General features: G+C 66.3%; 28 protein-coding genes and 1 riboswitch. Of the genes, 7 read left to right on the plus strand and 21 right to left on the minus strand.

Annotated features, from left to right (window positions below):
- The first annotated feature begins 26 nt into the window (after positions 1–26).
- Complete coding sequence (locus tag ABIB49_RS03225; RefSeq protein WP_354156676.1) at positions 27–614, plus strand: dihydrofolate reductase family protein; 588 nt, start codon at positions 27–29, stop codon at positions 612–614.
- A 57-nt stretch (positions 615–671) separates the two neighbouring features.
- Here ABIB49_RS03225 and ABIB49_RS03230 read toward each other — a convergent pair whose 3' ends face one another.
- On the minus strand, positions 672–1,415 hold the full coding sequence (locus ABIB49_RS03230) for an NlpC/P60 family protein (protein WP_354156677.1): 744 nt from the start codon (positions 1,413–1,415) through the stop codon (positions 672–674).
- 4 nt (positions 1,416–1,419) lie between these two features.
- Positions 1,420–1,587: riboswitch (cyclic di-AMP (ydaO/yuaA leader) on the minus strand.
- Between the two features lie 203 nt (positions 1,588–1,790).
- Here ABIB49_RS03230 and ABIB49_RS03235 point away from each other — a divergent pair.
- Entirely contained in the window at positions 1,791–2,066 is a 276-nt protein-coding gene (locus tag ABIB49_RS03235) for a hypothetical protein (RefSeq protein ID WP_283479545.1), read from the plus strand.
- A gap of 22 nt (positions 2,067–2,088) precedes the next feature.
- Here ABIB49_RS03235 and ABIB49_RS03240 read toward each other — a convergent pair whose 3' ends face one another.
- The 8 genes from ABIB49_RS03240 to ABIB49_RS03275 form a co-directional block, all read right to left on the minus strand.
- On the minus strand, positions 2,089–2,742 hold the full coding sequence (locus ABIB49_RS03240) for a DNA alkylation repair protein (RefSeq protein ID WP_226774508.1): 654 nt from the start codon (positions 2,740–2,742) through the stop codon (positions 2,089–2,091).
- A 72-nt stretch (positions 2,743–2,814) separates the two neighbouring features.
- Positions 2,815–3,273 (minus strand): universal stress protein, encoded by a 459-nt coding sequence (locus ABIB49_RS03245; protein ID WP_226774509.1) that lies wholly within the window; start codon positions 3,271–3,273, stop codon positions 2,815–2,817.
- Between the two features lie 77 nt (positions 3,274–3,350).
- Complete coding sequence (locus tag ABIB49_RS03250; RefSeq protein ID WP_354156678.1) at positions 3,351–3,863, minus strand: mycothiol transferase; 513 nt, start codon at positions 3,861–3,863, stop codon at positions 3,351–3,353.
- 183 nt (positions 3,864–4,046) lie between these two features.
- Positions 4,047–4,808 carry a sulfite exporter TauE/SafE family protein gene (locus tag ABIB49_RS03255; RefSeq protein ID WP_396021264.1) on the minus strand — a complete coding sequence of 254 codons (762 nt, stop codon included), beginning with the start codon at positions 4,806–4,808 and terminating at the stop codon, positions 4,047–4,049.
- Positions 4,808–5,416, minus strand: a complete 609-nt coding sequence (locus tag ABIB49_RS03260) for a rhodanese-like domain-containing protein (RefSeq protein WP_253032631.1) — start codon at positions 5,414–5,416, stop codon at positions 4,808–4,810. Before ABIB49_RS03260 ends, ABIB49_RS03255 begins: the two co-directional genes overlap by 1 nt.
- A 106-nt stretch (positions 5,417–5,522) precedes the next feature.
- Positions 5,523–5,825 carry a rhodanese-like domain-containing protein gene (locus ABIB49_RS03265; RefSeq protein WP_226774513.1) on the minus strand — a complete coding sequence of 101 codons (303 nt, stop codon included), beginning with the start codon at positions 5,823–5,825 and terminating at the stop codon, positions 5,523–5,525.
- Positions 5,826–5,970: 145 nt separating this feature from the next.
- Positions 5,971–6,297, minus strand: a complete 327-nt coding sequence (locus ABIB49_RS03270; protein WP_354156679.1) for a metal-sensitive transcriptional regulator — start codon at positions 6,295–6,297, stop codon at positions 5,971–5,973.
- Positions 6,298–6,299: 2 nt separating this feature from the next.
- Positions 6,300–6,629, minus strand: coding sequence for a rhodanese-like domain-containing protein (locus ABIB49_RS03275; RefSeq protein ID WP_282360220.1), 330 nt, complete (start codon positions 6,627–6,629; stop codon positions 6,300–6,302).
- A gap of 161 nt (positions 6,630–6,790) precedes the next feature.
- Between ABIB49_RS03275 and trxA the strand changes: the two genes are divergently transcribed.
- The 4 genes from trxA to ABIB49_RS03290 all read left to right on the plus strand — a co-directional run bounded on the left by trxA (position 6,791) and on the right by ABIB49_RS03290 (position 11,237).
- Positions 6,791–7,156, plus strand: coding sequence for a thioredoxin (gene trxA / locus ABIB49_RS03280; RefSeq protein WP_354156680.1), 366 nt, complete (start codon positions 6,791–6,793; stop codon positions 7,154–7,156).
- Between the two features lie 72 nt (positions 7,157–7,228).
- A complete protein-coding gene (locus ABIB49_RS19280; RefSeq protein WP_502913746.1) occupies positions 7,229–7,345 on the plus strand; it encodes a DUF8730 family Cys-rich protein in 117 nt (38 codons plus the stop codon).
- A 166-nt stretch (positions 7,346–7,511) separates the two neighbouring features.
- Complete coding sequence (locus ABIB49_RS03285) at positions 7,512–8,558, plus strand: Gfo/Idh/MocA family protein (RefSeq protein WP_226774517.1); 1,047 nt, start codon at positions 7,512–7,514, stop codon at positions 8,556–8,558.
- A gap of 36 nt (positions 8,559–8,594) precedes the next feature.
- Complete coding sequence (locus tag ABIB49_RS03290) at positions 8,595–11,237, plus strand: cation-translocating P-type ATPase (RefSeq protein WP_282360221.1); 2,643 nt, start codon at positions 8,595–8,597, stop codon at positions 11,235–11,237.
- A 38-nt stretch (positions 11,238–11,275) separates the two neighbouring features.
- On the opposite strand, the gene ABIB49_RS03295 is transcribed toward ABIB49_RS03290, so the two are convergent.
- Positions 11,276–12,697, minus strand: coding sequence for a DUF2254 domain-containing protein (locus ABIB49_RS03295; protein WP_354156681.1), 1,422 nt, complete (start codon positions 12,695–12,697; stop codon positions 11,276–11,278).
- A 57-nt stretch (positions 12,698–12,754) separates the two neighbouring features.
- Between ABIB49_RS03295 and ABIB49_RS03300 the strand changes: the two genes are divergently transcribed.
- Positions 12,755–13,987, plus strand: a complete 1,233-nt coding sequence (locus ABIB49_RS03300; RefSeq protein WP_354156682.1) for a cation:proton antiporter domain-containing protein — start codon at positions 12,755–12,757, stop codon at positions 13,985–13,987.
- Positions 13,988–13,999: 12 nt separating this feature from the next.
- On the opposite strand, the gene ABIB49_RS03305 is transcribed toward ABIB49_RS03300, so the two are convergent.
- The 11 genes from ABIB49_RS03305 to ABIB49_RS03355 all read right to left on the minus strand — a co-directional run bounded on the left by ABIB49_RS03305 (position 14,000) and on the right by ABIB49_RS03355 (position 23,452).
- Positions 14,000–14,440 (minus strand): universal stress protein, encoded by a 441-nt coding sequence (locus ABIB49_RS03305; protein ID WP_283479531.1) that lies wholly within the window; start codon positions 14,438–14,440, stop codon positions 14,000–14,002.
- Complete coding sequence (locus ABIB49_RS03310) at positions 14,437–15,066, minus strand: V-type ATP synthase subunit D (protein ID WP_283479732.1); 630 nt, start codon at positions 15,064–15,066, stop codon at positions 14,437–14,439. Before ABIB49_RS03310 ends, ABIB49_RS03305 begins: the two co-directional genes overlap by 4 nt.
- 5 nt (positions 15,067–15,071) lie before the next feature.
- Positions 15,072–16,532, minus strand: coding sequence for a V-type ATP synthase subunit B (locus ABIB49_RS03315; protein ID WP_282360226.1), 1,461 nt, complete (start codon positions 16,530–16,532; stop codon positions 15,072–15,074).
- Positions 16,529–18,277 carry a V-type ATP synthase subunit A gene (locus ABIB49_RS03320; RefSeq protein ID WP_283479529.1) on the minus strand — a complete coding sequence of 583 codons (1,749 nt, stop codon included), beginning with the start codon at positions 18,275–18,277 and terminating at the stop codon, positions 16,529–16,531. Before ABIB49_RS03320 ends, ABIB49_RS03315 begins: the two co-directional genes overlap by 4 nt.
- On the minus strand, positions 18,265–18,786 hold the full coding sequence (locus ABIB49_RS03325; protein ID WP_354156683.1) for a F0F1 ATP synthase subunit B family protein: 522 nt from the start codon (positions 18,784–18,786) through the stop codon (positions 18,265–18,267). Before ABIB49_RS03325 ends, ABIB49_RS03320 begins: the two co-directional genes overlap by 13 nt.
- Positions 18,783–19,007 carry a V-type ATP synthase subunit F gene (locus ABIB49_RS03330; RefSeq protein WP_226774525.1) on the minus strand — a complete coding sequence of 75 codons (225 nt, stop codon included), beginning with the start codon at positions 19,005–19,007 and terminating at the stop codon, positions 18,783–18,785. The genes ABIB49_RS03325 and ABIB49_RS03330 overlap by 4 nt, the downstream gene beginning before the upstream one ends.
- Positions 19,008–19,022: 15 nt before the next feature.
- Complete coding sequence (locus tag ABIB49_RS03335) at positions 19,023–19,466, minus strand: ATP synthase subunit C (protein WP_354156684.1); 444 nt, start codon at positions 19,464–19,466, stop codon at positions 19,023–19,025.
- Positions 19,463–20,788: a V-type ATPase 116kDa subunit family protein gene (locus ABIB49_RS03340; protein ID WP_354156685.1), complete on the minus strand. Its 1,326-nt coding sequence runs from the start codon at positions 20,786–20,788 to the stop codon at positions 19,463–19,465. The genes ABIB49_RS03335 and ABIB49_RS03340 overlap by 4 nt, the downstream gene beginning before the upstream one ends.
- Positions 20,775–21,659: a hypothetical protein gene (locus ABIB49_RS03345; RefSeq protein ID WP_354156686.1), complete on the minus strand. Its 885-nt coding sequence runs from the start codon at positions 21,657–21,659 to the stop codon at positions 20,775–20,777. Before ABIB49_RS03345 ends, ABIB49_RS03340 begins: the two co-directional genes overlap by 14 nt.
- Before the next feature lie 38 nt (positions 21,660–21,697).
- Positions 21,698–22,132 carry a hypothetical protein gene (locus ABIB49_RS03350; protein ID WP_282467993.1) on the minus strand — a complete coding sequence of 145 codons (435 nt, stop codon included), beginning with the start codon at positions 22,130–22,132 and terminating at the stop codon, positions 21,698–21,700.
- Between the two features lie 102 nt (positions 22,133–22,234).
- Positions 22,235–23,452 carry a low temperature requirement protein A gene (locus tag ABIB49_RS03355; RefSeq protein WP_354156687.1) on the minus strand — a complete coding sequence of 406 codons (1,218 nt, stop codon included), beginning with the start codon at positions 23,450–23,452 and terminating at the stop codon, positions 22,235–22,237.
- Between the last annotated feature and the right edge of the window lie 219 nt (positions 23,453–23,671).

Here is a 23,671-nt window from a genome sequence, read left to right on the forward strand (position 1 = left end):
GTGCCGGGCAGCGAAGGAGTGATGCAATGCACAAAGTCATTCTGATGTTTCAGGTATCCCTGGACGGATTCATCGAGGGGCCGGGGCAGGACCTGAGCTGGCATCGGGTCGATGAAGAACTGCACCAACATTTTAACGAAGAGCTCCGCGGCATGGGAGCGTTTCTAGACGGCCGCGTGACGTACGAGATGATGGCCGAGTACTGGCCCACGGCCGACCAGGACCCGTCCAGCACAGACCCGGAGATCGAGTTCGCCGGGATCTGGCGGGACATGCCCAAGGTCGTCTACTCCAGGACCTTGTCGAAGGCCGGCTGGAATACGCAGGTGGTGCGCGAGGTCGTTCCCGGGGACGTGAGGCGGCTCAGGGAACACTCGGATGGCGACCTTGCGCTGGGCGGTGCAGAGCTCGCGGCGGCCTTCAGGCGGCTGGGGCTGATCGATGAGTACCGGATCTATGTGCACCCGGTCCTGCTTGGCCGGGGCAAGCCTTTGTTTCAGGCGGCCGATGACATCACGGCGCTCCGACTGCTGGAGAGCCGTACGTTCGGCAGCGGGGTGGTGTTGCTGCGGTATTCCCCGGAGCCTGCCTCCGGGCAGACCGAAGGCCGGTGATCCGCTGCCCCCAAGGCAACCGATCGACCGGCCTTCAGTACAGTGCCTGCGGTTGTGCTAGCCGGCGCGGACGAACGTTACGGGCCCCGTGGCGGTCAGCCAGGACAGCGGGTGGGCCATGGTGGCGTTGACACCGTTCATGCCGCCGCTGATGGCCTGGCCGTTGCCGGCGTAGATGGCAACGTGGCCGGACTGGACAATGATGTCTCCGGGCTGGGGGTCGCCGACTACCTTCCCGTAGTTCATAAAGCCCATCGGACCAATGTCACCAACCGGGATGCCGGCAGCGTTCAGGGCCTTCTCGACCATCGCGGTGCAGTCCTGCGTGATGCCGACCTGGCCGTACGCCACGGCCAGAAGGGTGGCATTGACCCCGCCGGCAGCCGGGGCAGCAACAGGAGCCGCTGCCGGCGCAGGTGCAGCCTGGACGTTGACAGTAGCCTTCGCGGCGGCAGGGGCGGCAGGGGCGGCCGCACGGGCCGGTGCTGCGGGGGCCGCCGGGGCCGCGACGGGCTGGGGTGCCTCGACCACGGGCGCCGGGGCAGTCTCAACGACGGGGCGTTCGAAGGTGATCTGTACAGCCGAGTCCGCCATAACCGGGGCGGCGACCGCGCCCTTGACATCGACGGAACTCGCGGGTGCGGAGTCGCGCTGGGCTGGCACGTCCGCTGCATTGGCGGCCATCGCGCCGCTGAAAACCATTCCGGAAGCGGCGGCGAAGACTGCGGCCTGACGGCCGATGGTGCGGCGGGTACTGCGAAGATCGTCGCGGTTGGGCGCGTGAGTGTTGCTGAAAGTCATTAGTTGAGCCTCTCCCAATGCCTGCGGGGTGAGCTGTCGGATTCGGATGGGAGGCACCCGGCCGCACGCGGACCCGATCATGTCGGGCCGTGCGGCTTCACCCCAAGACCCCTGGAGAACAGCGGGCCAAAAGTGGTTTCCCCGTCTCTGCCGGACGTTGCTGCGAGTTATCCCCGCGCCGCGGCAGAGTTAGGCAATCGGCTGGGGAGAGCCCGTCTCGGAGACAACAGGCACCTAACAAAGATAACGGAATGATCACAACATGTCACGTTGCGGTAACGGCGGACCGGGCTGCGGGGGCCCGCCGGCCCTTCCCGCACGCGGTCACAGGCATAGGATGTTGCCAACACCGTCCCCCGAAGCAGAGGCCCGAAAATGACCACTCCCCACGTCGCCCGGCCCGCTGTGGCAATCTGCCAGCTCAGTAACCAGCCGTTGGCGGACTTCAGTGTCAACACCGAACTGCTGGTCCTGGAAAACGGGGAAGTCCACGTTTCGACGTGGGACGCCGAGCCCCGCGACGGCGGCTTCGATGTCCGCGTCCTGAATGACCGCGTGGATACGCTCGGCTTTATGGTGATCACGGATTGGGAGTTCTTCGACGAAAAGGCCTACGCCGTTGTGGAGCGCCGACCGGGACACTCAGGGTAGCTTGCCGGCCGGGACGTCCGGGTCAGAACTCCAGCTCCGGCCGGTGCCGTTCCATCTCGGCGAGCATCAGGGCCACCGCGACGTCGGTGACCGCACTCTCGCCGTCCTGCCCCGACTCCGCTCGGGGTGGCCGCGCCAGCGCCGATCGGGCGTGACGCACGAACCGGGGCCAGTCCCCTGCGCCGGTGCGGAGTGCGCGCAGCGGTGACAGCAGGGCCGCGCGGCGCAGCCAGCCGTCGGGATCCCGAATCCAACGGTCCAGGACACTGTCGGCGCGTACCCTGCCGACGACGTCGAGCCCGGCGATCAGGGGACCAACGACGTCGATGGCCAGCGGATCAACCAAGGCGCCCAGCCGGGCACTCCGCACAAATCCCTCGATCCGGGTCAGGTCCGTATTGGTCAGCACGCCCACTTTTGACTGCAGCAGCACAACGGCGGCGAGGCGGCGTTCAAAGACCGGCACGTCCCACAGCTCGGAGCCCAGGGCGGTGATGTCATCATGGGTCAGTCCTGGATGGCGGCGGAGGGTGTCACGGACGGTTCCGCGGACGGCTCCGACCGATGCACCGTAGTACCGGTGATTGCTGCCGTGCCTGGCCTCAGCGTCCTCGGCTCGGCTCCACGAGGACTCGCGCTGGAGGGCCGCGTCAATAGCATCACCCGCATAGCTCATGGGGATATTCTCCCGCAGACCCTGGGCTGTTGATGATCCGGACCGCCAGGGCGAGCCAACGGGCCCCGCTGCTCAGGACTCCTTGGGCCGGACAACGAGCACAGGGCAGGGCGCGTGATTGATGATCTGTGTTGCCACCGATCCCAGGTGCAGCCCGGGGAATCCGCCGTGACCACGGGCCCCCACGATAACGAGGTCGGCAGCCTTGGCGGCGTCGAGCAATGCAGACGCCGCCGAATCGCCGTGAACGACTTCTCCACTTGCTGCCACGCCCTGGCTTTCAGCAGTCTCCAGGGCAGCAGCCTGCAACGTCTCGGCTGCGCGTCGGGGGGAGTCCTCTGCCACAACTTCGCCGGCGGCCGTTTCCAAAAGTGCCGGGTACCAGGCGAGCGGGGGCTTGCTCCAGGCGGTGATGAGGCGAATCCGGCCATTGCGGCGCTTTGCCTCATCCACGGCCCAGTTCAGTGCACTGTCCGAGTTCTCTGAGCCGTCAAAACCAACCACAATGACAAACGGGCCTGTACTGGTCATGTCTTTTCCATTCTCTAGATTCAGTGGGCGAGGTGGGCGAGTCGGTCGTGGCGGGAGCGAAAGCCGGTGCCAGTGGCCTAGACCTCGACGGCGGGTTTCAGCCCCTTCGCAAAGGCTGCCTGGCCCACGTGCTGGAGGCAATCGGCAAGGGTGCTGACCAGCCGCGCCCCAAGGGTGACGGGCGGGTCCCAGCGGGTATCGACAATGCGGTCGAAGTCCTTGTCGCCGAGGGATTCCAGGAACTGCACGGTCTGCTTGTGAACCGCTTCATAGTATTCCGCCAGGAGCTCCGGGGAGGCTTTCACCGCGTCGACCTGGTCCGAAGTATGGCGGTATCCGGTGTCTTTGGCAGCCAAGGGCAGATCAAAACGATCCGCAAACCCCTCCGCAATCCAGACCTGTTCCAGTCCTGCCGCAGCGGCGAGTTGCGCGTCCTCCACCCGGCTGAGATGCCAGATCAGCCAAGCCATCGAGTTTCCGGTGCCCGCTGGCCGACGGAGGAGGGCCGTACCGTCACACCCGTCAAGGGTGTCTGCCACGGTTTCACGGAGCCGGCCGAAGGCGTCCAGCAGCAGTTCGTTGGGTTTCATCGAGTCCCCTCATCGAGTAGCGTCGCTCCGCCCCATGCTTGCACGGAGAACACTGCCCCGGATAGGGCCGAATCGATCCTAAGTCCGGCCTGATCTTCGATCCTGCGTCCCGCCTTCAGCACACGCCTTCAGCACACCGCCTTCAGCACACGCCGTCAGCACACCTCCGCCGTGCGAACGTATTCAGGAGAGCAGCGCCTGCACCGTCACGTAGCTTGCGACCAGCAGAACCAGGACGCCGAAACTTCGCTTCAGGACTTTGTCCGGGATCCTGGTCCCGAGCCTGCCGGCAAGGAGGGACGTGACCATGGCCGCGCCGGCGAAGGCGGACGTCACGGCCCAGTCGATCTGCAGGTCCCCGAGGTGTGCAGCAAAGCCGGCCACCGAGTTGATCACGATGATCACCAGTGAGGTGCCAACGGTCACAGCCATCGGCAGGCCCAGGACAAGGGTCAGGGCGGGGACGATCAGGAAGCCGCCCCCCACTCCGAGGAGACCGGTCAGGAACCCCACGACGGCACCGGTGGCGATTGCCTTGGGCAGGCAGCTGCGCCAGTTGACGCCTCCGCCGGGCAAGGCGCAGGAACCGCCGGACGCCTTGGACGGAAGCATCATCCGGATCCCGGCGAGGACCATAATGGCGGCGAAGGCGAGCAGCAAAACCTTCGGGTCGAGGAGCCGGTTAACGAAAGCACCAAGATACGCGGTAGCCGTGCCGGCTGCGCCGATGATAAGAGCCAGCCGCCAGTTCACACCGCCCCGCAGCCGGGGCAACACCGCGACGGCGGAGGATGCTCCGACCACAACCAGCGACGTCGGGATTGCCGCACTCAGCGGCAGCCCCACCCCGTAGACGAGGGCGGGGACGGCCAGGATGGACCCGCCGCCGCCAACCAAGCCCAGCAGGCCGCCGACGATCAGTCCGAACGCCGCCGCGGTGATGATCACGCCTTGATGCCCAGGTTCTGCAGCGCCTGGTGTGCGGTGGGCTCATTGACCGAACGGTTCCAGGGCATCTTGGAAAGCATCTGGCCCATGGCGCAGCTGTTGGTCGCAGCCGAGAACGTCAGCCCGGCGCCAATGCCGCCGGCGAGCAGGCCCAGTTTCGGCGAGAGGAACCTGCTGCCCACCACACTGGCCAAGACCAGGGATCCGGCTGTCATCCGGACCTGGCGTTCCATGGCCCAGGTGCTTTTGCCCTTGACTACGTTGCCGCCGGCGGCAGCGAAGGCAGGAACCCCGCCGGCCAGCACGCTGGCGCTGCCCAGGCCAACGGCGTCGAGGTACTTTCGGGCCTGTTCGGCCCGGCTTCCGGACTGGCACACCAGGACCACGCGGGTGCCCATCTTGGCGGCAAACTCTTCAGTATGTTCACTGAGCATGGGCAGCGGAACATGGTAAGAGCCCTTGATGTGCAAGGAATCAAACTCGGCGCCGCTGCGAACATCGATCACCATCAGGTCATCGTGGTTGTCCTCCCAGTCCTTCAGGGTGGACGCGTCAATGGTCTGCGGCGCGGGGCGGGCTGAGGCGGTATTGGGTGCGATAGTCATAATCTCTTTCGGTCTGGCTTGGGCGGTTCCTGCGGTTGGGCGCGGAAGCGGAGGGTGGCCTGGCAGCTCAAAACTGGGAACGATGCCCCGGCACACCCGTAAGGGGTCAGCCTGTGGGGAGTCCGGCCGCGGTCCAGTCCAGCATCCCGCCGGTCATTGTGAAGGAAGTAAAGCCGGCCGCTGCCAACTGCTCGGCGGCGGCTTCGCTACGCCGGCCACTGCGGCAGACAGCAACCACACGGCGGGATTTGTCCAACTCCCCCAGCCGGGCCGGCAATTCACCCAGTGGGATGTGCTTGGCTCCGGCGATCATGCCGGATGCAACTTCATCGGCCTCGCGAACATCCACAATCTGGATGTCGCTGTCCTTCTGGAGGTGGTCGCTAAGCTGCTGGGAGGTCATGTCCATGGGGTTGCACCTTTCGGGATGCTGGTACGGCTACGTGGCGAATCCGGCCCTATACAACATACCCCTCGGGGTATGTGGTTTCAAATTTCAGGCCCATGTCCGGGCCGATCCCCTCGGCATCGACGCCCCGGGAGGCGCCGGCACCTCAGGCCAGGCGCAGGAACAATCCTCGTATTTCCTCAAGTGTGAGTTGCTGGCCCGCCGCGCCGTCGGGAGTTGTTGCCTCAGGTTCAGGCGGCGCCCCGGCGAGACACTCGCCCATCGCTGCCGAAATGAGCTCGAAACCCGCCTTGTCCAAGGCGCCGCGGACAGCCGAGAGCTGGGTGACTACACTCCCGCAATCGGGCCCGGACTCGACGGCGGCAATCAGGGCTGCGAGCTGCCCGTGGGCCCGCTTGAGCCGGTTGACAGTCCGGCGCCGGCTGGCATTATTGCCCGGGGTTGGCGCCGGAACGCTGGCTACCGAGGACATGCTCAATCACTTCCGCGGCGATATAACACAGGGCCATATGAGACGGGGTGACCATTGCGGTACCACTCAGTAATGCCGCCCAGGACGTTTACCGCGTCGTAGCCCTGCTCCACCAGGTGCGCTGTGGCCCGCGCACTGCGCCCGCCGGAGGCGCACATAACGTAGACCGCACGCCCGATCGGAATGTCGCCCAGGGAGTGGCTCAGCCGCGACAGCGGCAGGTTCCTGGTGCCCGGAACATTGGCCTCGTTATACTCCTCAGCCTCCCGGACATCGATAATGGGGACCTCGGGTGCGAGCGCTGCCAGATCATCAACAGAAATGCTTTTCATACCGCTTTCCTTCCGGCCTCCCGGGCTCCGGGCACGGCCTAATTCTTCCATTGTGATACCCCCGGGGGTATATAGGCAAGCGCTGCCTCCCGAGCGGACAACATCCGGAACCCAACAAAGGAGCGGTTGCGGTTATACCCCCGGGGGTATACAGTTGAGGCATGGCAACCCTCGACATCTCCGAAAAGACCTTCAACGACACCATTTCCGGCAATGACATTGTGCTGGTGGACTTCTGGGCATCATGGTGCGGCCCGTGCCGGATGTTTGCACCCACCTTTAGCAAGGCTTCGGAGGTGCACGCCGACGTCGTGTTCGCCAAAGTCGACACCGAAGCCGAACAAGGCCTCTCCGCGGCCGCCAACATCACCTCCATCCCCACCCTGATGGCGTTCCGCGAGGGCATCCTGGTCTTCTCCCAGCCCGGCGCCATGAACGCCGCCGGCCTTGAGGAGCTCATCACCGCCGTGAAGGGGCTCGACATGGAGGACGTCCGCAGCAAGATGTCCACCGCAGCCGCGTCCTGACCACTCACTAGCGCCCTCAAGACAGGGCTCCCAGCCGAATCAGCTTCACCACCACAACCAAGGAGAAAACCAATGTGTAGTCCCGTCCGTTGCAACAGCTGTGGCAAGATCACCTGGGCCGGTTGCGGCGAGCATGTCGATTCCGTTATGGCCGACGTCGCCGCAGAACAGCGCTGCACCTGCAAGTAATCCGACGGCGGGCCGGGAAGCTTCTTCACCAACTGGTGGAAGGCTTTCCGGCCCGTCTTCGCAGCGCTCCGGGGACCGCACTGGGCTAGCATAAGCAGACGGCGTAGCTTCGCTCCACTTCGCACCCGACGCCCTCTTGACCGCCTGCCCGAGGGGATCCACCGCCATGTCAGACACCGCCGCAACCCGCTCCGCTGAAGGCTCCGGCGGCTCCCCGGGCGGCTCCGGCAAACCTGTCCGGTGGGGAATCCTGGGCACCGGATTCATCGCGGGGCTGCAGACTTCGGATCTGGTCGGGCACGGTTTCAGCGTGCAGGCGGTGGGATCCCGCGAGCCGGCGAGAGCCAGGGAGTTTGCCGCTGGATTTCAGCTGCAGTCTTCCCATGGCAGCTATGCAGCCCTGGTAAACGACCCCGACGTCGATGTTGTGTACATTGCTTCGCCGCACCCCTTTCACTACGAGCACGCGTTGCTGGCCCTCAACGCCGGAAAGCACGTGCTGGTCGAAAAGCCGTTTGCCATGAATGCGTGGCAGGCCCGGGCCGTGGTGGACCTGGCCGAGTCGAGCGGACTGGTTGCCCTTGAGGCCATGTGGACGCGCTATCTGCCGCACATGGTCCGTATTCGTGAGTTGATCCGTTCAGGGGCCCTCGGCGACGTCCGGACGCTGATTGCGGACCACAACCAGAACCTGCCCAAGAACCCGGAGCACCGGCTCAACGATCCCGCCCTCGGCGGTGGCGCCCTCCTTGACCTGGGTATTTACCCGGTGTCCTTCGCCTTCGATGTGTTCGGGAACCCCACCAGGATCCAGGGAGCCGCCAGCATGACAGCTACCGGCGTCGACCGCCAGAGCTCGATGATCTTCGACTATCCGGATGGCCAGCAGGCCGTCCTGCAGTGCGCGCTGGACACCGCGGGGCCCAACCGGGCCGCCGTCATCGGCACCGAAGGCCGCATCGAAATCGATCCGGTCTGGTACACCCCCACCGGCTTCACCCGGTACGACGACGGCGGCACCGTCGTCGAGCGGTTCGACGAACCGGTCACCGGCCGCGGCATGCAGTACCAGGCGTGGGAAATCGAGCGGCTCATTGCCGCCGGCGCAACGGCAAACGATATCCTTTCGCCCCGCGAGAGTGTGCAGGTCATGCTGGCCCTGGACGCGGTCCGGAGCCAGATCGGGCTTTCTTACGCCAGCGACGAGCGGTAGCGGCCGCCAGTGCCACCGGCTAAGGACGCGAAGCCCGTGCCGTGGCATGCGTTGGACTCGGCAGCCGTCTTTGCCAGGCTGACGTCCGGGCCCTCCGGACTCACCGCAGCGGAGGCGTCCCGTCGACTGGGCGATGCCGGGTCCAACGAACTGACCGTCGCAGCAGCCACGCCCTGGTGGCGGGTGCTGGTGCGGCAGTTCGTCAGCCCGTTGATTGGGATCCTGTTGACCGCCGCCGTGGTCACCCTCATTCAGCAGCACTGGGTGGATTCCGGCGCGATTTTCCTCATCCTGTGTATCAATGCCGCCCTCGGGTATGTCCAGGAGCGCAAGGCTGAGGCTGACGTCCGGGCGTTGCAATCGCTCTCCACGCCCTCATGCAGGGCCTTGCGGGACGGCACCGAACAGGTGGTTGCCGGGCCTGAGATTGTGCCCGGCGATGTGGTGCTGCTCGAAAGCGGTGAACGTGTCCCGGCCGATCTCCGGCTCTTCGAAACCACCGGCCTGCAGCTGGACGAGTCTATGCTCACCGGCGAGCCCTTCGCCGCCACCAAACGCACCGAACAGCTGCCGGCCGATGTTTCCGACGCGGATCGGGCAAATATTGCCTACAGCGGCACGTTCGTGGGCAGTGGGAGGGGCAAGGGAATTGTTGTTGCGACCGGGGCCGGAACTGCGCTGGGTGAAATCAATGCCCTCGTCCAGGGCCCACCGGGCAAATCACCGCTGCAGCTGCTCACCCGGAACCTGGAACGACGAATTGGCCTGATCATCCTTGCGGCACTTGTCTTCATCTTCATCGCCGGGCTGGTGCTGGGAAACGACGTCTCCACCATGTTCCGGATATCCGTGGGACTGGCGGTAGCCACCATCCCGGAGTCCCTTCCCATCGTGCTCACCGTGGCCCTCAGCCTCGGCGTGTCAAGGATGGCGAAGCGCAATGCCATCATCCGCACCCTGCCCGCCGTCGAGACCCTGGGCTCCACCACAGTCATCGGATCAGACAAAACAGGGACCCTGACCGAGAACCGGTTGACGGTGGAAAGGCTTTGGACCACTGCGGGCCCCCTGGAGATTTCGGCCGGAGACCACGACGGCGGCGCGGACACGGCCCTTGTCCGGGCTGTTCTGCGTGCCGGTGCCTTGACCAACGAGGCAACGCTCTCCTCCGAGGACGAGGACTTGGAGTACTCCGGCGACGCCGTTGATGCTGCCATGGCGAAAACCGCCGTGGCCCGGGGCGCCATCAGTGAACAGGACCGTACCGCCCAGGCCCTGCGCCACCAGCCCTATGAACCGCATCTGCGGTACTCGCAGACAATCCACGCCGACGCCCAAGGCGGGCGGACGCTGTACGTCAAAGGGTCCCCGGAAGCGGTCATGGACGCAGCCGGCACAATGGCCGGCCGGGCCGGCGAGGACCCGCTGGACAAGGCATTGATCCATGCGGCCAATGCGGAGATGGGCCGGGATGGCCTGCGCGTTATCGCCACCGGGTCCCGCAGCCTGGCCGCCGGCGAGGAAATCCCTGCCGTATTGCCGCCCCCGTCCGGGCTTATGTTCCTTGGCATGGAAGGAATGACCGACCCGCCCCGGGCCGGAGTGGCTGACGCGATCGCACGGTGCCGGCTGGCCGGAATCAAAGTCATGATGATCACCGGCGACCACCCGGTCACCGCGACGGCCATCGCCGGGCGGCTCGGGCTCTCGACGGACAAACCTGCCCTGACCGGTTCCGAAATGGCGGAGCTGGACGATCACATGCTCGCCGCCCGCCTGCAACAGACTTCCGTCGCGGCCCGGGTCTCCCCGGTGGAGAAACTCAGGATCGTCCACGCCCTCCAGAACGCCGGCAACGTGGTGGCCGTCACCGGCGACGGCGTCAATGACGCCCCGGCGCTCCGGGCCGCAACGATTGGCGTCGCGATGGGCCAATCCGGCACGGACGTGGCCCGGGAAGCAGCCGACGTCGTTTTGACCGATGACAACTTCGTCACCATTGTGCACGCGGTAGAAGAAGGCCGGGTCACTTTCGCCGCCATCCGCAAAACCACGTATTTCCTGCTCTCCACCGGGGCCGCAGCGTTGGTAGCTGTGACGTTGAGCGTCTTCGCCGGCACTCCCCTGCTGTTCCTTCCCGTGCAGATGCTGTGGATGAACGTGGTGACCAACGGGGTCCAGGACATTGCCCTGGCGTTCGAACCGGCGGAAGGTGATGAACTCAGCCGCCCTCCGCGGCCCCCCTCCGACGGAATCCTTTCACGCACCCTCTGGTTCCGGGCCGGAATCACCGGTGCCTGGATGGCGCTGGCAGTGCTTTTGAGCTTCATCGTGGAGCTGCATGCGGGTTACCCCGAAATCCATGCCAGGACCCTGGCGCTGACAGTGTTCGTGATGCTCAGTTTCTTCCAGGTCTTCAGTTCCCGGGCCGAGAACAAGTCGCTTTTCCAGCTCAGGCTGCTGGCCAACAAGCCGCTCCTTTTTACTTCCGTGGCCGCACTCGGCCTGCACTGGGCCGTCATGAGCTGGCCGCTCACCGCCGGACTGCTCGAGCTCACTGCGTTGAGCGCCGGGGAATGGCTCCTTTGCGCGGCCATCGGATCGACAGTGCTGATCATTGTCGAAGCAGAAAAGGCGGTCCGGCGCTGGGCCCACCGCCACGATGCCCCGGCCACGTAACGTCCGCCGGGTATCCTGCGGCACGATGCCGGCCGTCATCAGCGCAACGGGTCTCCGCCGGACACGGCCGTCCTGACGTGCTCATACTTGTCCACCAGCATGCGTTTTTCCGCGCTTGTATAGCTGTGCAACTCCATACTTTCGCGCACCTCGCCCAGCCCGCTGTGCAGTGCCTCCAGCGCAGCCCCTCGCCGGTCACACCAGGCGACCTCTTCGAACAGTGCCAGGAGCCTGCTTCCAACCGCAGCGTCCTGAAGGCCGTAGTGGCGGATTTGCGATACGGCAATGGACAAAAATTCGTAAAACCGGGGCCGGGCCAGGATGACCCGGACCGTGCCGTCAGAGTCTGTCATCCGCTCGTCACTAAGGTCGCGCCCCACCAGTTCGCACAACAGGCTGGACAAGTGTCCGATGACGTGGACCGCCGTCGTCGGATCGTTGGTCCCGGGAGACAGTGCCCGGGCCGCGACATCGGCCAGCTGGCGGAAACCAAAGGCGGGATCCTGGTCGTCGGTGCGTTCAAAGCCGATCGTCACCTCGGCACCGATCTTCGCCGTGAGCTCCTCCAACTCCGCGGACGAAAACGCCCTACCGGCCGAAGCCCAGACCGTGGCGAACGGAACGCCGGCAATAAGGGAAGCCCCGGGTCGCTGATCGAGCCGGATGACTGCCCCGGACTTCCGGGCGGCCGCAGCCAGGCCTGCAGCGTCGACGGTAGATAGAAAACCCGAGGACGAGGACATAATCCGTTGACCCCGCGGGTTTTCCGCTACGCCAACGGCGGTGGCCGCGCCGACGCTGGGCGGTGCGTCCGTGGCTCCCGGTGCCTGATACTGCGGAATGACGCGCCGAATGGTGGCCGAGGTTGCCGTGTGGACATTGCGCATCATCGACTCGACGCGGATCTCACGGGTCAGGTGCGCGAGGAACAGCACTAGACCCACAACGCTCGCGATGGCCAGCAGAAAAGCCACCGTGACGGCGATATCCGGGACGAATTCGCTCCCGGTGGAGGTGCTGCTGCGGACAGTCCGCAGCACCGTCAGCGAATACGAGAACGTTCCCAGGAACAACGCCAGGGTCCCGTGCACAAAACTGTCACTGGTGAACGTGCGCAGCAGCCGGGGCGAAAACTGGCTGCTGGCCAACTGCAGCGTCACGACCGTGAGGGAAAAGGTCAAGGAGGTGACCGTAATGAGGGAGCCCGAAATCGACTGCAGGACTGCCCGGGCGGCTTCCGGCCCGCCGCTGAAAAGGTACCTCTGCAACACTTCAGGCAGCTGCTGATCCACAAGGTCATCGAGTATCGGCAGTCCAACGCCCAGCGTGACGGCCAGCGCTACCGCAACGACCGGCAGGGGCCAGAGCCGGGAACGAAAGGCTGCGCGGATCGTGTAGATCCGCGCCCGAACGCGTGAAACGGAAGCCGTGCGGGGCTGTTTCTCCGTAGTGTCCCTCATGATGCGAGTCTAATGGCCGTCCGCGCGCCTAGGATAAAAGCCCAAGGACAGCACAATATGCGATCAAGCCGAACTGTGGCTGTCGCCGGAGGGAATGCCATGGTTGCGACGCTGACGCTGGTTTTTGCGGTCCTCCTGCTCCTGGCGGTTCTCATCTCGGAACGGGCCAGCCGGACGATTCTTTCCACGGCGGTATTGTTTCTTTTGGGCGGGTTCGCTTTGGGCGCGGGCATGCTGGGGGTCCTTCCGGTAGCGCCCGGGGATCCGGTCGTCGGAGTCCTTGCCCAGCTTGCCCTGTTTTCTGTGTTGTTTACCGACGGCATGAAGGTGGGGCTCTCGGACCTGCGGTCTGCGTGGCGTCTGCCGGGCCGGGCGCTGCTTCTGGGGCTTCCACTGACGCTCCTCATTACGGCCCTGCTGGCCCATTTTGTGGCCGGGATCCCCTGGCTGGAAAGTTTCCTGCTGGGCGCGGTGCTGGCACCGACCGATCCGGTGTTTGCGGCCGCCATTGTGGGCCGCGCCGAAGTCCCTGGCCGCTTGCGCCACCTGCTCAATGTCGAGTCGGGCCTCAATGACGGCCTGGCCCTGCCGATCGTTCTGGTGCTCGTTGCGCTCGGCGGCGGCGGGGACCTTGAGCTGGGACTCCTGGCCGAGGAGATCGTCCTGGGACTGGTGGTCGGCGTCCTGGTGCCCCTGATTGTCATCCGGCTGGAACGGCTGCCCTTCCTCAAAGCGACCAAGGGTCTTCAGCCGCTGGTAGCGGTATCGATCGGACTGCTCGTACTCGCCATCTGCCTGGTGTCCGGGGCCAACCTCTTCCTGGCCGCCTTCTCCGCCGGTATCACCGTGGCAACCGCAGGACCTGGCTTCCGTGCAGAATTTGAGCAGTTCGGCGAGCTCGTCTCAGAGCTGCTGAAACTCGCCGCCATCCTGGTCTTCGGTGCGCTGATCACCCCAACATTCCTGTTCGGCGAAATTGCCTGGACCGGGTGGATCTTCGCGGTCCTGGCAATTGTCGTGGCCCGTCCTCTTGCCCTGCTGGTCTCGTTCCTGGGCACCGGGCTGCCGGCCAAGGAACAGCTCTCGGCAATGTGGTTTGGCCCGAAGGGCTTCGCCTCGGTGGTGTACGGGTTGCTGGTCCTCGAAGCCGGCGGGGAATACGCCGATGAGGTATTCCATCTGGTGGCGCTCGTCATTGTCCTGTCCATCCTGGCGCATTCCTCGACCGACGTCCTGGTCGCCAAGCAATTCGAACGGGTCACGCCGAACGCTCCCCCCACGCCAGGGTAGGTTCCCGGAAGATCAGGTTCCCCGGTGCAGCGGGACCACCAGCACCGGGACACGGGAAAACTCAAGAAGCCGAAGGGTGTGGCTGCCGATATAGGGGGCTGCGCTTCCGGGACGGTCCACCAGGGCGACGACGATCAAGGCTGCGCCGATCTCCCGGGCCTCGGCCAGGATTTCCGCTGCTACCTTGCCGGAGCGCTGCTTGAAGGCCACCGCCACCTCTGCCGCAGCGGCCAGTGCGGCCACGTGGCTGAGCGCCGCTTCGGCTGCCAGGTCAGCGTGTTTGGCCAGGGCCGCCGGATCAATGCTCCCGGGGTGCCGGTCCAGCGCCCCAGGTTCCCGGACGGTGACCACGCTCAGGCCTGCGCCGAGCCGGCGCGCGTAGTCGACGGCGACTTCGGCCGCCCGGAAGGCAGCACGGGAATCATTCACTGCCACCAGGATCACATTGCTCATGGTTCCTCCTCCCTGGCCGAAGCCTGCGGTGCCCTGCCGCTGTTCCTTGAGGCCCGGTCAGCGGCCCAGCGCAGGCGGAGGCTTTCTTCCAGCTCCTGTGCGTCAAGCTGCCGCCGGATTTCCAGCAGCTCATTTTCCAGTCGGGGAATCCAGCGGTTCTCCACCGCCCGCTGCCGGGTCCGGGTACCGGCAAGTTCAGCGGCAAGAAGCAGTTCCGCCCGTTGGACCGCGGCGTAGCGCACGCCCGCTTCAAGGGCGCTGCGATGAACGGCGGCGGTGTAGGACAGTGCCGAGCTGCCGCCGGACCGGGCCACCGCCGGGAGCGAACACTGGGGGTCTTCCGGATACATCACACCCATCGCACTGCCCCACCGCATCCGGACTTCGGCGGGATCCGACGGGACAGCAGCCTCGAGTTGACGGCTTCCGTCCAGGGCGGCGGCGCGGCGCAACCAGGCCGCGGCTTCCGTTGCCAGCTGTTCCCATTCCCCGCGGGCCAGCTCCGCGCGGAGCTGGAGCCGTTCCAGCTCGTCGGAGAGGATGTGCTGCTTGCGGTCCAGCAGGCGCGCGCCGTGCCGGGCAGTCACCAACCGGCGCTCGATCCGGACCTTGCCGGCCCTCCCCATCCCGCTCACGGCTGTTCGTCTCCGCGGGGCAGGTAGCGGTCCAGGAACGTCGTCGAGACCATGGTCAGCTCTTGTTCGGGCAGCGCGGCGAGCGCCGTCCACGCCCGGCCGAGGGTGTCGTCCAGGGAGCGGATTTCGTCCCGCCCCTGGTTGAAGAGTCCCTCTTCCACGAGCGTGCGGTACTTGATGTAGCTACGGTCGGTTTCACTCAGGGCCGCGGCGCCTACCAGCTCAGCCAGTTCGGTGGCCTGCCGGGCCCGGGCCATGGCTGCGAGCACCTGGGCCGCAACGTCGAGATGGTCCTCGCGCGTCCGGTCCTTGCCCGCCCCGCTGCGCATCAGACGCGACAAGGAGGACAGGACATCGACCGGCGGGTAGATGCCGCGCGCAGCGATATCGGCGGCAAGGACAATTTGCCCTTCCGTGATATAGCCCGTCAGGTCCGGCACGGGGTGGGTAATGTCCCCGGCCGGCATGGTCAGTACCGGCACGATCGTCACCGAACCGTCGTGGCCCTTGACCCGGCCGCAACGCTCATACAGGGTGGCGAGATCGCTGTAGAGGTAGCCGGGGTAGCCCCGGCGTGCCGGGATCTCCCGCCGGGCCGCAGACACTTCACGGACCGCTTCGGCGTAACTGGTCATGTCTGACATGATCACCAGGACGTCGTGGCCCTCGGTGTAGGCGAGATGTTCGGCAACGGTCAACGCGATCCGCGGAGTGAGGATGCGTTCGATCACCGGGTCGTCCGCGGCGTTGAGCAAGAGCACCAGCTCTCCCCCGGCCGAACGTTCTTCAAGGCGGTCCCGGACATAGGCGATGTCCGCATGGGTCAGCCCCATGGCGGCGAACACCACCCGGAACGACTTCCCGCCGGAGGTCGCCTGCGCCGCGATCTGGGTCGCCAGCGTTAGGTGTGGCAGGCCCGGGACGGAGAAGATGGGGAGTTTCTGGCCCCTGACCAGCGTCGTGAGGCCATCGATGACCGATATGCCCGTCAACACCGGTTCCTGCGGGGGTTCACGATAGACCGGGTTCAGCGGCCACCCGCTGACCGGAAGGGTTGCGGTGCCCGTCACCGGCGGGCCGCCGTCGAGCGGCTCTCCGCGTCCGTTGCAGACCCGTCCGAGCCAGTCCGTTCCCACCTGGATATGCAGCGGACGGCCCTCAAAGCGGATCCGGATGCCGTCCAGTGCCATTCCGTCGGTGCTTTCAAGAACCTGCAAGGTGGCGAGGTCCTGATCCACTTCAAGGACCAGGCCATGCCGGCGCTCGCCGCCTTCCATGTCGACGGTAGCAAATTCGTCCCAGCCCACACCCTCGATCCCGCCCGCAACGAGCAGCGGCCCGCGGAGCTCCCGCACGTCCCCGTGGGAGATCCGGGCGGCGAAAGATAGCGGGAGCGGTACAGGTTCAGCACCTTCGGCCGTCCGGCGGTTGGCCATCGGGCCGTCCTGGTCAGTCACTGCAGGGCCTCCAGTGCTTGCAGTACCTCGACGCTGCGGGCTTTGACAGCCGCCGCGTCCGAGGGCCCTGTTTCTTCACGCGCCCGCAGGACCGGACCCAGATCGGCCTCCTCAATGGTGGTGGCTGCGACGCCTTTTTCCACCAGTGCCTGGCAGGCGTCGACGACGACGAGCACAAGGTCCAGCAAAGCGGCACCTTTTTCCGCCGAACAAAAGCCGTCGTTGGCGCTCAGCGCGTTCTGCATCAGGACGCCGTCGCGCAGCAGGCGGCCACCGAGCAGCACCATCCGTTCATGGCCAGGCAACGATGAGGCACCGATGATTTCCGCGAGCTCGGCCAGTCGGTCCGCCTCGGCCAGCAGCGCTGCAGCCCGGGCCCGGCGGGCGGCCCATCCCGGGCTCCCGTTGGCAGCATGCCAGCGGCCGAGGGCTTCCGCGTCGCGGGCAAAAGAGCCGGTCCAGCTGACGGCTGGATAGTGCCGGGAATAGGCCAGATCACGGTCCAGCATCCACAGCGACCGGACGAACCGCTGCGAGTCCGTGGTCACCGGTTCCGTCATGTCGCCGCCCGGCGGCGAAACGGCGCCGATCACCGTCACGGATGCCGTGTTCCCGCCGAGTGTCGTCACCCGGCCGGCGCGCTCGTAGAAGGACGCTAATTCAGATGCGAGATTGGCCGGGTAACCCTCCTCGGCAGGAAGGTCACCGTTGCGGTTCGCGAATTCACGCAGCGCCTCTGCCCACCGGGAGGTCGAATCCGCGATCACTACAACGTCGTAGCCCATGTCGCGGTAATACTCCGCCACGGTGATCCCGGTGAAGATACTGGCCTCCCGCGCCATCATTGGCATATTGGAGGTGTTTGCAATGATGACTGTCCGGTCGATCAGTTTCCCCCCGGTACGCCCGTCCTCAAGCTGCGAGAGCCCGTCGAGGACGTCTGCCATTTCGTTGCCGCGCTCCCCACAGCCCACGTAGACGATGACGTCGGCATCGCTCCATTTGGCGATCTGCTGCAACATCATGGTCTTGCCCGTGCCGAAACCCCCGGGAACGGCCGCAGCGGCTCCGCGTGCCACCGGAAACATCAGGTCGAGGACCCGTTGGCCGGTATGCAGCGGCACCGCAGCCGTGAGCCGGGACCGGAACGGCCGCGGCCGGCGCACCGCGCAGCGCTCGGACAGGGTTACCTCGCGTCCGGAAATCACTGCCACTTTGTCCAGCACGTGGACCTGGCCTTCCGGTGCCAGCCAGGTGAGCTCCCCGGAGACTCCGGCCGGAACCAGCACACGGTGCACCACCGACCCGGACTCCGGCACGGTACCGAGGACATCGCCGGCAGAGACTTCCGACCCGGCAGCCGCCTCCGGCCGGAAGGTCCACTCGCGGGCCAGGACGGTGGGGTCTTCAGCGGATCCTGAGCGCTCGGGCGTGAGCCACATCGGTGCGGAGGACAGCGGGCGCATCAACCCGTCAAACACCTGGCCGAGCAGGCCCGGACCCATCAGGCCTGAGAGCTCCCCGCCGGTGGGGACAGCGGCGTCGCCGGCTTTGAGTCCGCCAGTGTATTCGTAGGCCTGCAGCGTTGCCCGGCTCCCGGCTATCGCCACCGTCTCGGCGCTGATGCGCCGGGGCCCGACGGCGATCAGCTCAAGCATGGACAGGCCTTCGGCCCCCTCGATCTCCACCAGCGGACCGCTGACACGCTTCACCGTGCCCTCCGCCCGGGCTGCTACCTGGTCCACAACTCACTCACCTCAGGCATGGCGTCGAGGGTCATCTCGGCGAGAAGGGGAAGCGAAAGGTCCAGTCGGCGCGAGCCCGCTTCGGCAACGACGCCCCCGTCGGGGCTGGTGGAGACGACGACGTCCGGGCCCAGCAGCTCCCTGCACCGGGCCGTCAGTCGATCCATCAGCCCGGTGTACCGGGGGTCGGACGTGAGGCCGCGGACTGCCTCACGCAGCCCGCGGTGGAGTTCCAGACGCAGGGAATTGCGCTGGGCGAGGACCAGTTCATGAGCCTGGCGGCGTACCCTCGCCGAAAGCAGGACGGCTTCGGAACGGGCTGACTCCCCGCCCTCCTTGGCCGCCGCGCCGAGAATTTCCGCGGCTTCGGCCCGTGCGTCGGCCAGCAGCTCGTTTGCTTGCCTGCCGGAACTGTCCCGGAGCTCGGCTGCCTGCTTTTCGGCCGCCGCCCGGAGTGCGCGGCGCACCGGTTCCAACGCCTTCTGTGATTCCGTTGCGAGCCCGGTCATGAGGGCAGCACCACTGTCATGGGCGAATGGGGATCGGCCAGTAGAAGCTGCAGCGCCTGCGCTGAACGGGGCGTGAGGAAAACGATTGCCGTGTTGCCGGGCAGCTCCGTCCATGCGTGACGGATTTCCTGAGCAGTGGCTGCGGAGAAAACGCTCACGCCCGCGAGCCGGAATCCGTCCAGCAGCGTCGGCTCGCCGATCGCGGCAATGATGTCGGTCAAGGTTCCAGCTCCCGCTCAGGCCTTGCCGATAAGGATGATGGCGATGATGAGGCCGTAAATGGCGATCCCTTCCGCCAGCCCCACCACAACCATGGCCCGGCCGAAGATTTCCGGGCGTTCACTCATTGCAGCCAGGGCAGCGGATCCGGTGTAAGCGACGGCAAAAGCCGCCCCGATCGAGGATCCGGCGACGGCGATGGCGGCGGCGATCAGGGCTGATCCGCCGGCACCTGCCGGGGTGTCGGCGGCTGCTGCGGCGAGGGCCGGGACCGCTGCGCCTGCCGCGGCTGCGGGCGCAGCGCTCAGCGCGCCGGCCAGTAGTGCCAGGGATGCTCCCATCACCACGACATTGAGTGCGGCGAGGATCTTGAACGCGGACTTTCGCCAGCGCCTTACGCACAGGATGGCCCCAGTGGCCGCGAGGAGAAAAACAGGAACGGTTCCGAACCAGAGATTCACAGGAGTTGCCTTTCAGCCGGTAGGCCGGACGGAGCACTTGACGAATCGTCGCCAGGACCGGAAGCGGCGGTGAGTTCCGGGGACCACGGCGTGAAGGGGCGCCCCTCGGATTGGAAGATGCGTGAAAACAGTTCGTAGTATTCAAGGCGGAGGGCTTGGATGCCTGCCACCAGGGCCTCAAGGGCAAAGGTGACCGCATTGCCCACAATGAACAGCACAATGGCGGCCGCAGCACGCCAGTCCGGGGCCCACAACGCCGTCGTCCCGTTCCAGACCACCATCAACAGCGCAGCGTGCGTCAGTCCGAAGGCTGCCAGACGGGCGAAGGAGACAAGGTTCGAGCCGAGCCGGATGACGGTATCCACCAGTTCGATCACGGCCTGGAAGCCGGCAGTGGCTCCTCCCCCGGCCTCAACGAAGAGTCCGATGAAGATAAAGACCAGCGCAGCGAGCGAGACAACGACGGCGGCCGCCGTCAGGATCGCGGTGCCGGTGCCGAGCCCCCAGACGAGGAGTCCGACGGCAACGAACAACAGGGAACCCGCGATGCCGGAGCGGGAATAGAGGGCATAGCCCCAGCCACCCTCCCTGACCCTGTTGATGGTTCCGATGGCATAGGCGCCGGCTAGCAGGAAAGCCCCCACCCCGAGTCCGGCCACTAGGAGCGGCACCGGATTCGCCAGGGGTTCCAGCCACAGCACGGGTATCAATCCGGTGGGACCGAACGCCTCCCCGTAAAGTGCCCCGAAAACCATGGCGGCCAGGCCGGCGCCGGTCACGAACAGCCAGGTCCTTTGCAGCTTGGCCAGCTTCTTGATCCGGCCACTTCGCAACAGGAGTCCGACGGCGAGCAGGACCGCCCCGTGTCCCACATCGCCAAACATCATCCCGAACATAAGCACGTAGGCAATGCCGGCGAGGCGCGAAGGGTCCAGATCTGCGTAGGGAACCGTCCCGTAAGTGTCCACGAGGGTCCGGGACACTCGGCTCCGGTCCCCGCCGGCGAGCATCGTGGGTGGCTGGATCCACCTCGGCCGGGGCAGCGGGACAACGGCGGCCCCAAGTGGCGCCAGCGTGGCTTCCAGTGCGGGAATCTCACGCTGCGGCGTCCAGCCTACGAGCGCCGCCGAAGGCCCGGAGACGATGAAGGCAGCCGCCGCCTTATCCAGTTCGTCGGCGTCGTTGCCCGGTGTGTACGGGAGGTCAAGCTCGACGACGGCGCTGGCCGCCAGGTCCACGAGCATTTGGCGCCGGTTCTGCTCGGGCACCACCAGGGCCACCCGTTCCATCCGGACCGGGGCCAGCGATTCACGCTGCCTCATCGAGCACCTCGCTTGATCCGGCACCGGCGGCAGCGGCCGCCAGCGCCGCCCGGACACGCCAAGCATCCACGGACAGCACAGCGATGGCGCCCAGCACCACATCCGGGCCCGGCATGGAACCGTGCAACAACCGGAATCCGTCCTTCTCCACCCCCGCGCGTGCCCGGGCCTCCGCACGCCACAGCTCTTTCGGTGATGCAATACCTTCGAGGACCGTCCGCAGCGGCGGCGGAAGCGCGGATGAAAGCTCGGCGATGGTCCTGGCGGTTTCCCACGAGCGGCCGAGCACGGGGTGCAGCAGGTGCAGCACCGGCGGCGCCGGGGATTCGGCGTCGACGGTGAGGATCCGGGCCGCGATGAGAACGCACGCCGCACCGCACCACGGCTGCGCCGGCGGTGCGGCAGCGGCCAGCCGCCGCAGCCAGGCGACGGTCAGGGCGTCCCGGAGCGGGCCCTGGCCGGCAGCGCCGACGTCGCCCCAGGCCGTCGCGCGCAGGGTGATGGCGAGATCCTCCGGTGATCCCGCGGACCGCACACGGGGCCATGCGGTCGCAAGTGCACCAAGCCGATACGGCTCCGGCGCCTTTGCTCCACCGCCGAGCTGGTGGGCCAAAGCCGTGATGTTCTCGATCTCAAAAGCCCCCGCTGCCGCCCGGGCGAGTGCTGTGCCCGATGCCGGGAGCCACCCGGCAAGCACCCGCAACTGCCACAGGACGGTCTCCTGGACGGCCCGCTGGGCAGCGGCGAGTCCTGCGGCCGCACCGAGACGTTCCGCGTAGCTTGACTCCTGCAGCGCGGACAGCGCCCGGTCCAGGGTCGGCAGGGCCGCCGTCGTGCGGCTGGCGCCGGCACCTACACGGCGCTGCGCCATGGACCGTGCCCGCACGGATGCAGCAACCCAGTCCGCTTTCATTGTTGCCCGGCGCGCTGCGGGGCCAGGAGCATGTTGATGACCTGGTCGACGGCGGCGGGGATGCGGGCCGCACCGGACTCTTCCAGGGCTGCGGCCTCGTGGTGTGCCTGCTCCAGCGCCTGCGAATCCCGGTCCGCTGCTTCCTTGGCCACCCGCGTGGCTGCATTTGCCCGCTCGGCTGCGGCGTCCAGCCGCGCCTGGGCGACGATGGCCGACGCCTGCACCCGAGCTTGGGAAACGTCGCTTTCCGCGGCGGCCCGCGCGTCCTCCACCAGGGCCGCACACGTCAGCACATCAGCGGCAAGTGCTGCGAATACCGGTGCCAGTTCAGCGGCGGGACCCTGGTTGTCCGCGGCAGGCACACCGGCCGGACCCGCCGGGCCAGGGGCGCCGACAGGCCGGAAACGGTCCAGGATACTTAACCGCGGCATATCCGGTAACCGGGGGCGTTGGCGGCACACGTGAGCATCTTTTCAGCATCCACGCAGATGCCTAAGGCAACAAGGGCACAACGGCCCGCCCGGTGTTGGCCCCTAGTGGTTGGCGACTTCGTCCCGGTCGCCTTCGCGGTGGGCCTTGATGCTGTCGGCGACGGCCATGGCGATCAGCACCAGCACGCTTATGACCGCCGCGCCGACTTTCGGCAGCGGCAGCGTCGCCGCGGCGAGGAGGGCAAGCGCCACGAACGCTAACGGGCGGGACGCCGGCAAGTCCCCGTCGACCCGCCACAGGTACCACCCCTGGGCGAGGACAAACAGGGCCGGGCCGCCGAAGATCATCAGGTTGGTAAAAACGTCCGTCGTTTCCAGCGGGTGCGCAATTGCGATCTCGTCGCCGACGGATGCAAGGATCAGGCCCGCCACCATGCCCATCAGCGCGTAGATGGCCTTGCGGCTCAGCCGGGCAGGGTCCGGGCTATTCTTCAGCGTTTCCATCGTGACTCCCTCGGAGCGGCGGAAGTAGCTCCACCACAACGCGATCGTGCCGATGATCGCCACGCCGGTGACGAGGCCTGTAGGTACATCCAGTTTGACGCCGACCACGGTTGATCCGGTTACCAGGATGGTGTCGCCGAAGGCGATCAGCAGGAAGAGCCGGCACCGCTCGAACAGATGCTCGCCAACGAAGGGAAAATGCCGCGTATCCGTCCGCCGTCCCGGCAGCGGGTGCCCGGAGACAAATCCCAGGAGGTCGATCAACGCCGCAGCGCCCCAAAGGGCCAGCCTCAGCTCGCCTTCGGCCATGGCGCCCGGAATCCAGAGGAACGTGGTTCCGAGGATCCAGACCAGCATGCGGCCGTGATGATCGTGCATGGTCTTCTCAAGCCCCAGCCGGAGGGCCCAGATGTTTCGGCCGATCTGCAGCGGCAGGTAGAGGGCGACAAACAACCAGCCGCTCTCACCGAAGGCCTCACCGAGGGTGCTGTTCATAAAAAAGCCCAGGAACATGGTGGTCAGCAGCATCCAGCGGACCGGGTTCTTTTCCGTGTTGGTCAAGGACGTCAGCCAGGCGGTAAAGGACCACACACTGAACACGGCCAGGAAGAGGATGGCCGTCTGCCCGGCTCCCACCCAGTCACGGTGCTCGAGCAGGTGGTGGGAGATCTGGTTAAGGGCAAAGACGTAGACCAGGTCGAAGAAGAGTTCCAGTGGACGGACCTCAGCGTCGTCAGGATGCCGCGTCATGCCGGCCGCGACGCCTGCCTCAGTGGCGGGTCCGTCGTCGTGCGCGTGGTGGTCCGGTTGCTGCACAGGGGTGCCTTTCCTGGCCAGGCCGGATGAATACACCGGCACAAGAAATTGCTGCCTGCGGGTCACCCCCGGATCCGCTCGGCAACGCTGAGTACAGTGTGCCACGCACCCCCCGGGGTTCGCCCGTCCGACGCCGGCAGGGAAGTGCGCAAGCGGGCAGATTCCCACGCTGAGTTGCCCACGCCACCGGCGCACACAGACTGCCCGGCGAGTCCCAGC

The organism is Arthrobacter sp. UYCu512 (genome assembly GCF_040547075.1).
In the GTDB taxonomy this organism is placed as follows: Bacteria; Actinomycetota; Actinomycetes; order Actinomycetales; family Micrococcaceae; genus Arthrobacter.

What these genes read in the sequence shown, in the direction of transcription:
- ABIB49_RS03270 (WP_354156679.1), bottom strand. Translation starts at nt 6,297, where the DNA reads ATGTCCTCGGTAGCCAGCGTTCCGGCGCCAACCCCGGGCAATAATGCC.
- ABIB49_RS19280 (WP_502913746.1), top strand. Translation starts at nt 7,229, where the DNA reads ATGTGTAGTCCCGTCCGTTGCAACAGCTGTGGCAAGATCACCTGGGCC.
- ABIB49_RS03295 (WP_354156681.1), bottom strand. Translation starts at nt 12,697, where the DNA reads ATGAGGGACACTACGGAGAAACAGCCCCGCACGGCTTCCGTTTCACGC.
- ABIB49_RS03265 (WP_226774513.1), bottom strand. Translation starts at nt 5,825, where the DNA reads ATGGACATGACCTCCCAGCAGCTTAGCGACCACCTCCAGAAGGACAGC.
- ABIB49_RS03225 (WP_354156676.1), top strand. Translation starts at nt 27, where the DNA reads ATGCACAAAGTCATTCTGATGTTTCAGGTATCCCTGGACGGATTCATC.
- ABIB49_RS03345 (WP_354156686.1), bottom strand. Translation starts at nt 21,659, where the DNA reads ATGGCGCAGCGCCGTGTAGGTGCCGGCGCCAGCCGCACGACGGCGGCC.
- ABIB49_RS03275 (WP_282360220.1), bottom strand. Translation starts at nt 6,629, where the DNA reads ATGAAAAGCATTTCTGTTGATGATCTGGCAGCGCTCGCACCCGAGGTC.
- ABIB49_RS03235 (WP_283479545.1), top strand. Translation starts at nt 1,791, where the DNA reads ATGACCACTCCCCACGTCGCCCGGCCCGCTGTGGCAATCTGCCAGCTC.
- ABIB49_RS03285 (WP_226774517.1), top strand. Translation starts at nt 7,512, where the DNA reads ATGTCAGACACCGCCGCAACCCGCTCCGCTGAAGGCTCCGGCGGCTCC.
- ABIB49_RS03250 (WP_354156678.1), bottom strand. Translation starts at nt 3,863, where the DNA reads ATGAAACCCAACGAACTGCTGCTGGACGCCTTCGGCCGGCTCCGTGAA.
- ABIB49_RS03245 (WP_226774509.1), bottom strand. Translation starts at nt 3,273, where the DNA reads ATGACCAGTACAGGCCCGTTTGTCATTGTGGTTGGTTTTGACGGCTCA.
- ABIB49_RS03310 (WP_283479732.1), bottom strand. Translation starts at nt 15,066, where the DNA reads ATGGGGAGGGCCGGCAAGGTCCGGATCGAGCGCCGGTTGGTGACTGCC.
- ABIB49_RS03350 (WP_282467993.1), bottom strand. Translation starts at nt 22,132, where the DNA reads ATGCCGCGGTTAAGTATCCTGGACCGTTTCCGGCCTGTCGGCGCCCCT.
- ABIB49_RS03240 (WP_226774508.1), bottom strand. Translation starts at nt 2,742, where the DNA reads ATGAGCTATGCGGGTGATGCTATTGACGCGGCCCTCCAGCGCGAGTCC.
- trxA (WP_354156680.1), top strand. Translation starts at nt 6,791, where the DNA reads ATGGCAACCCTCGACATCTCCGAAAAGACCTTCAACGACACCATTTCC.
- ABIB49_RS03325 (WP_354156683.1), bottom strand. Translation starts at nt 18,786, where the DNA reads ATGACCGGGCTCGCAACGGAATCACAGAAGGCGTTGGAACCGGTGCGC.
- ABIB49_RS03230 (WP_354156677.1), bottom strand. Translation starts at nt 1,415, where the DNA reads ATGACTTTCAGCAACACTCACGCGCCCAACCGCGACGATCTTCGCAGT.
- ABIB49_RS03340 (WP_354156685.1), bottom strand. Translation starts at nt 20,788, where the DNA reads ATGAGGCAGCGTGAATCGCTGGCCCCGGTCCGGATGGAACGGGTGGCC.
- ABIB49_RS03260 (WP_253032631.1), bottom strand. Translation starts at nt 5,416, where the DNA reads ATGACTATCGCACCCAATACCGCCTCAGCCCGCCCCGCGCCGCAGACC.
- ABIB49_RS03300 (WP_354156682.1), top strand. Translation starts at nt 12,755, where the DNA reads ATGCGATCAAGCCGAACTGTGGCTGTCGCCGGAGGGAATGCCATGGTT.
- ABIB49_RS03305 (WP_283479531.1), bottom strand. Translation starts at nt 14,440, where the DNA reads ATGAGCAATGTGATCCTGGTGGCAGTGAATGATTCCCGTGCTGCCTTC.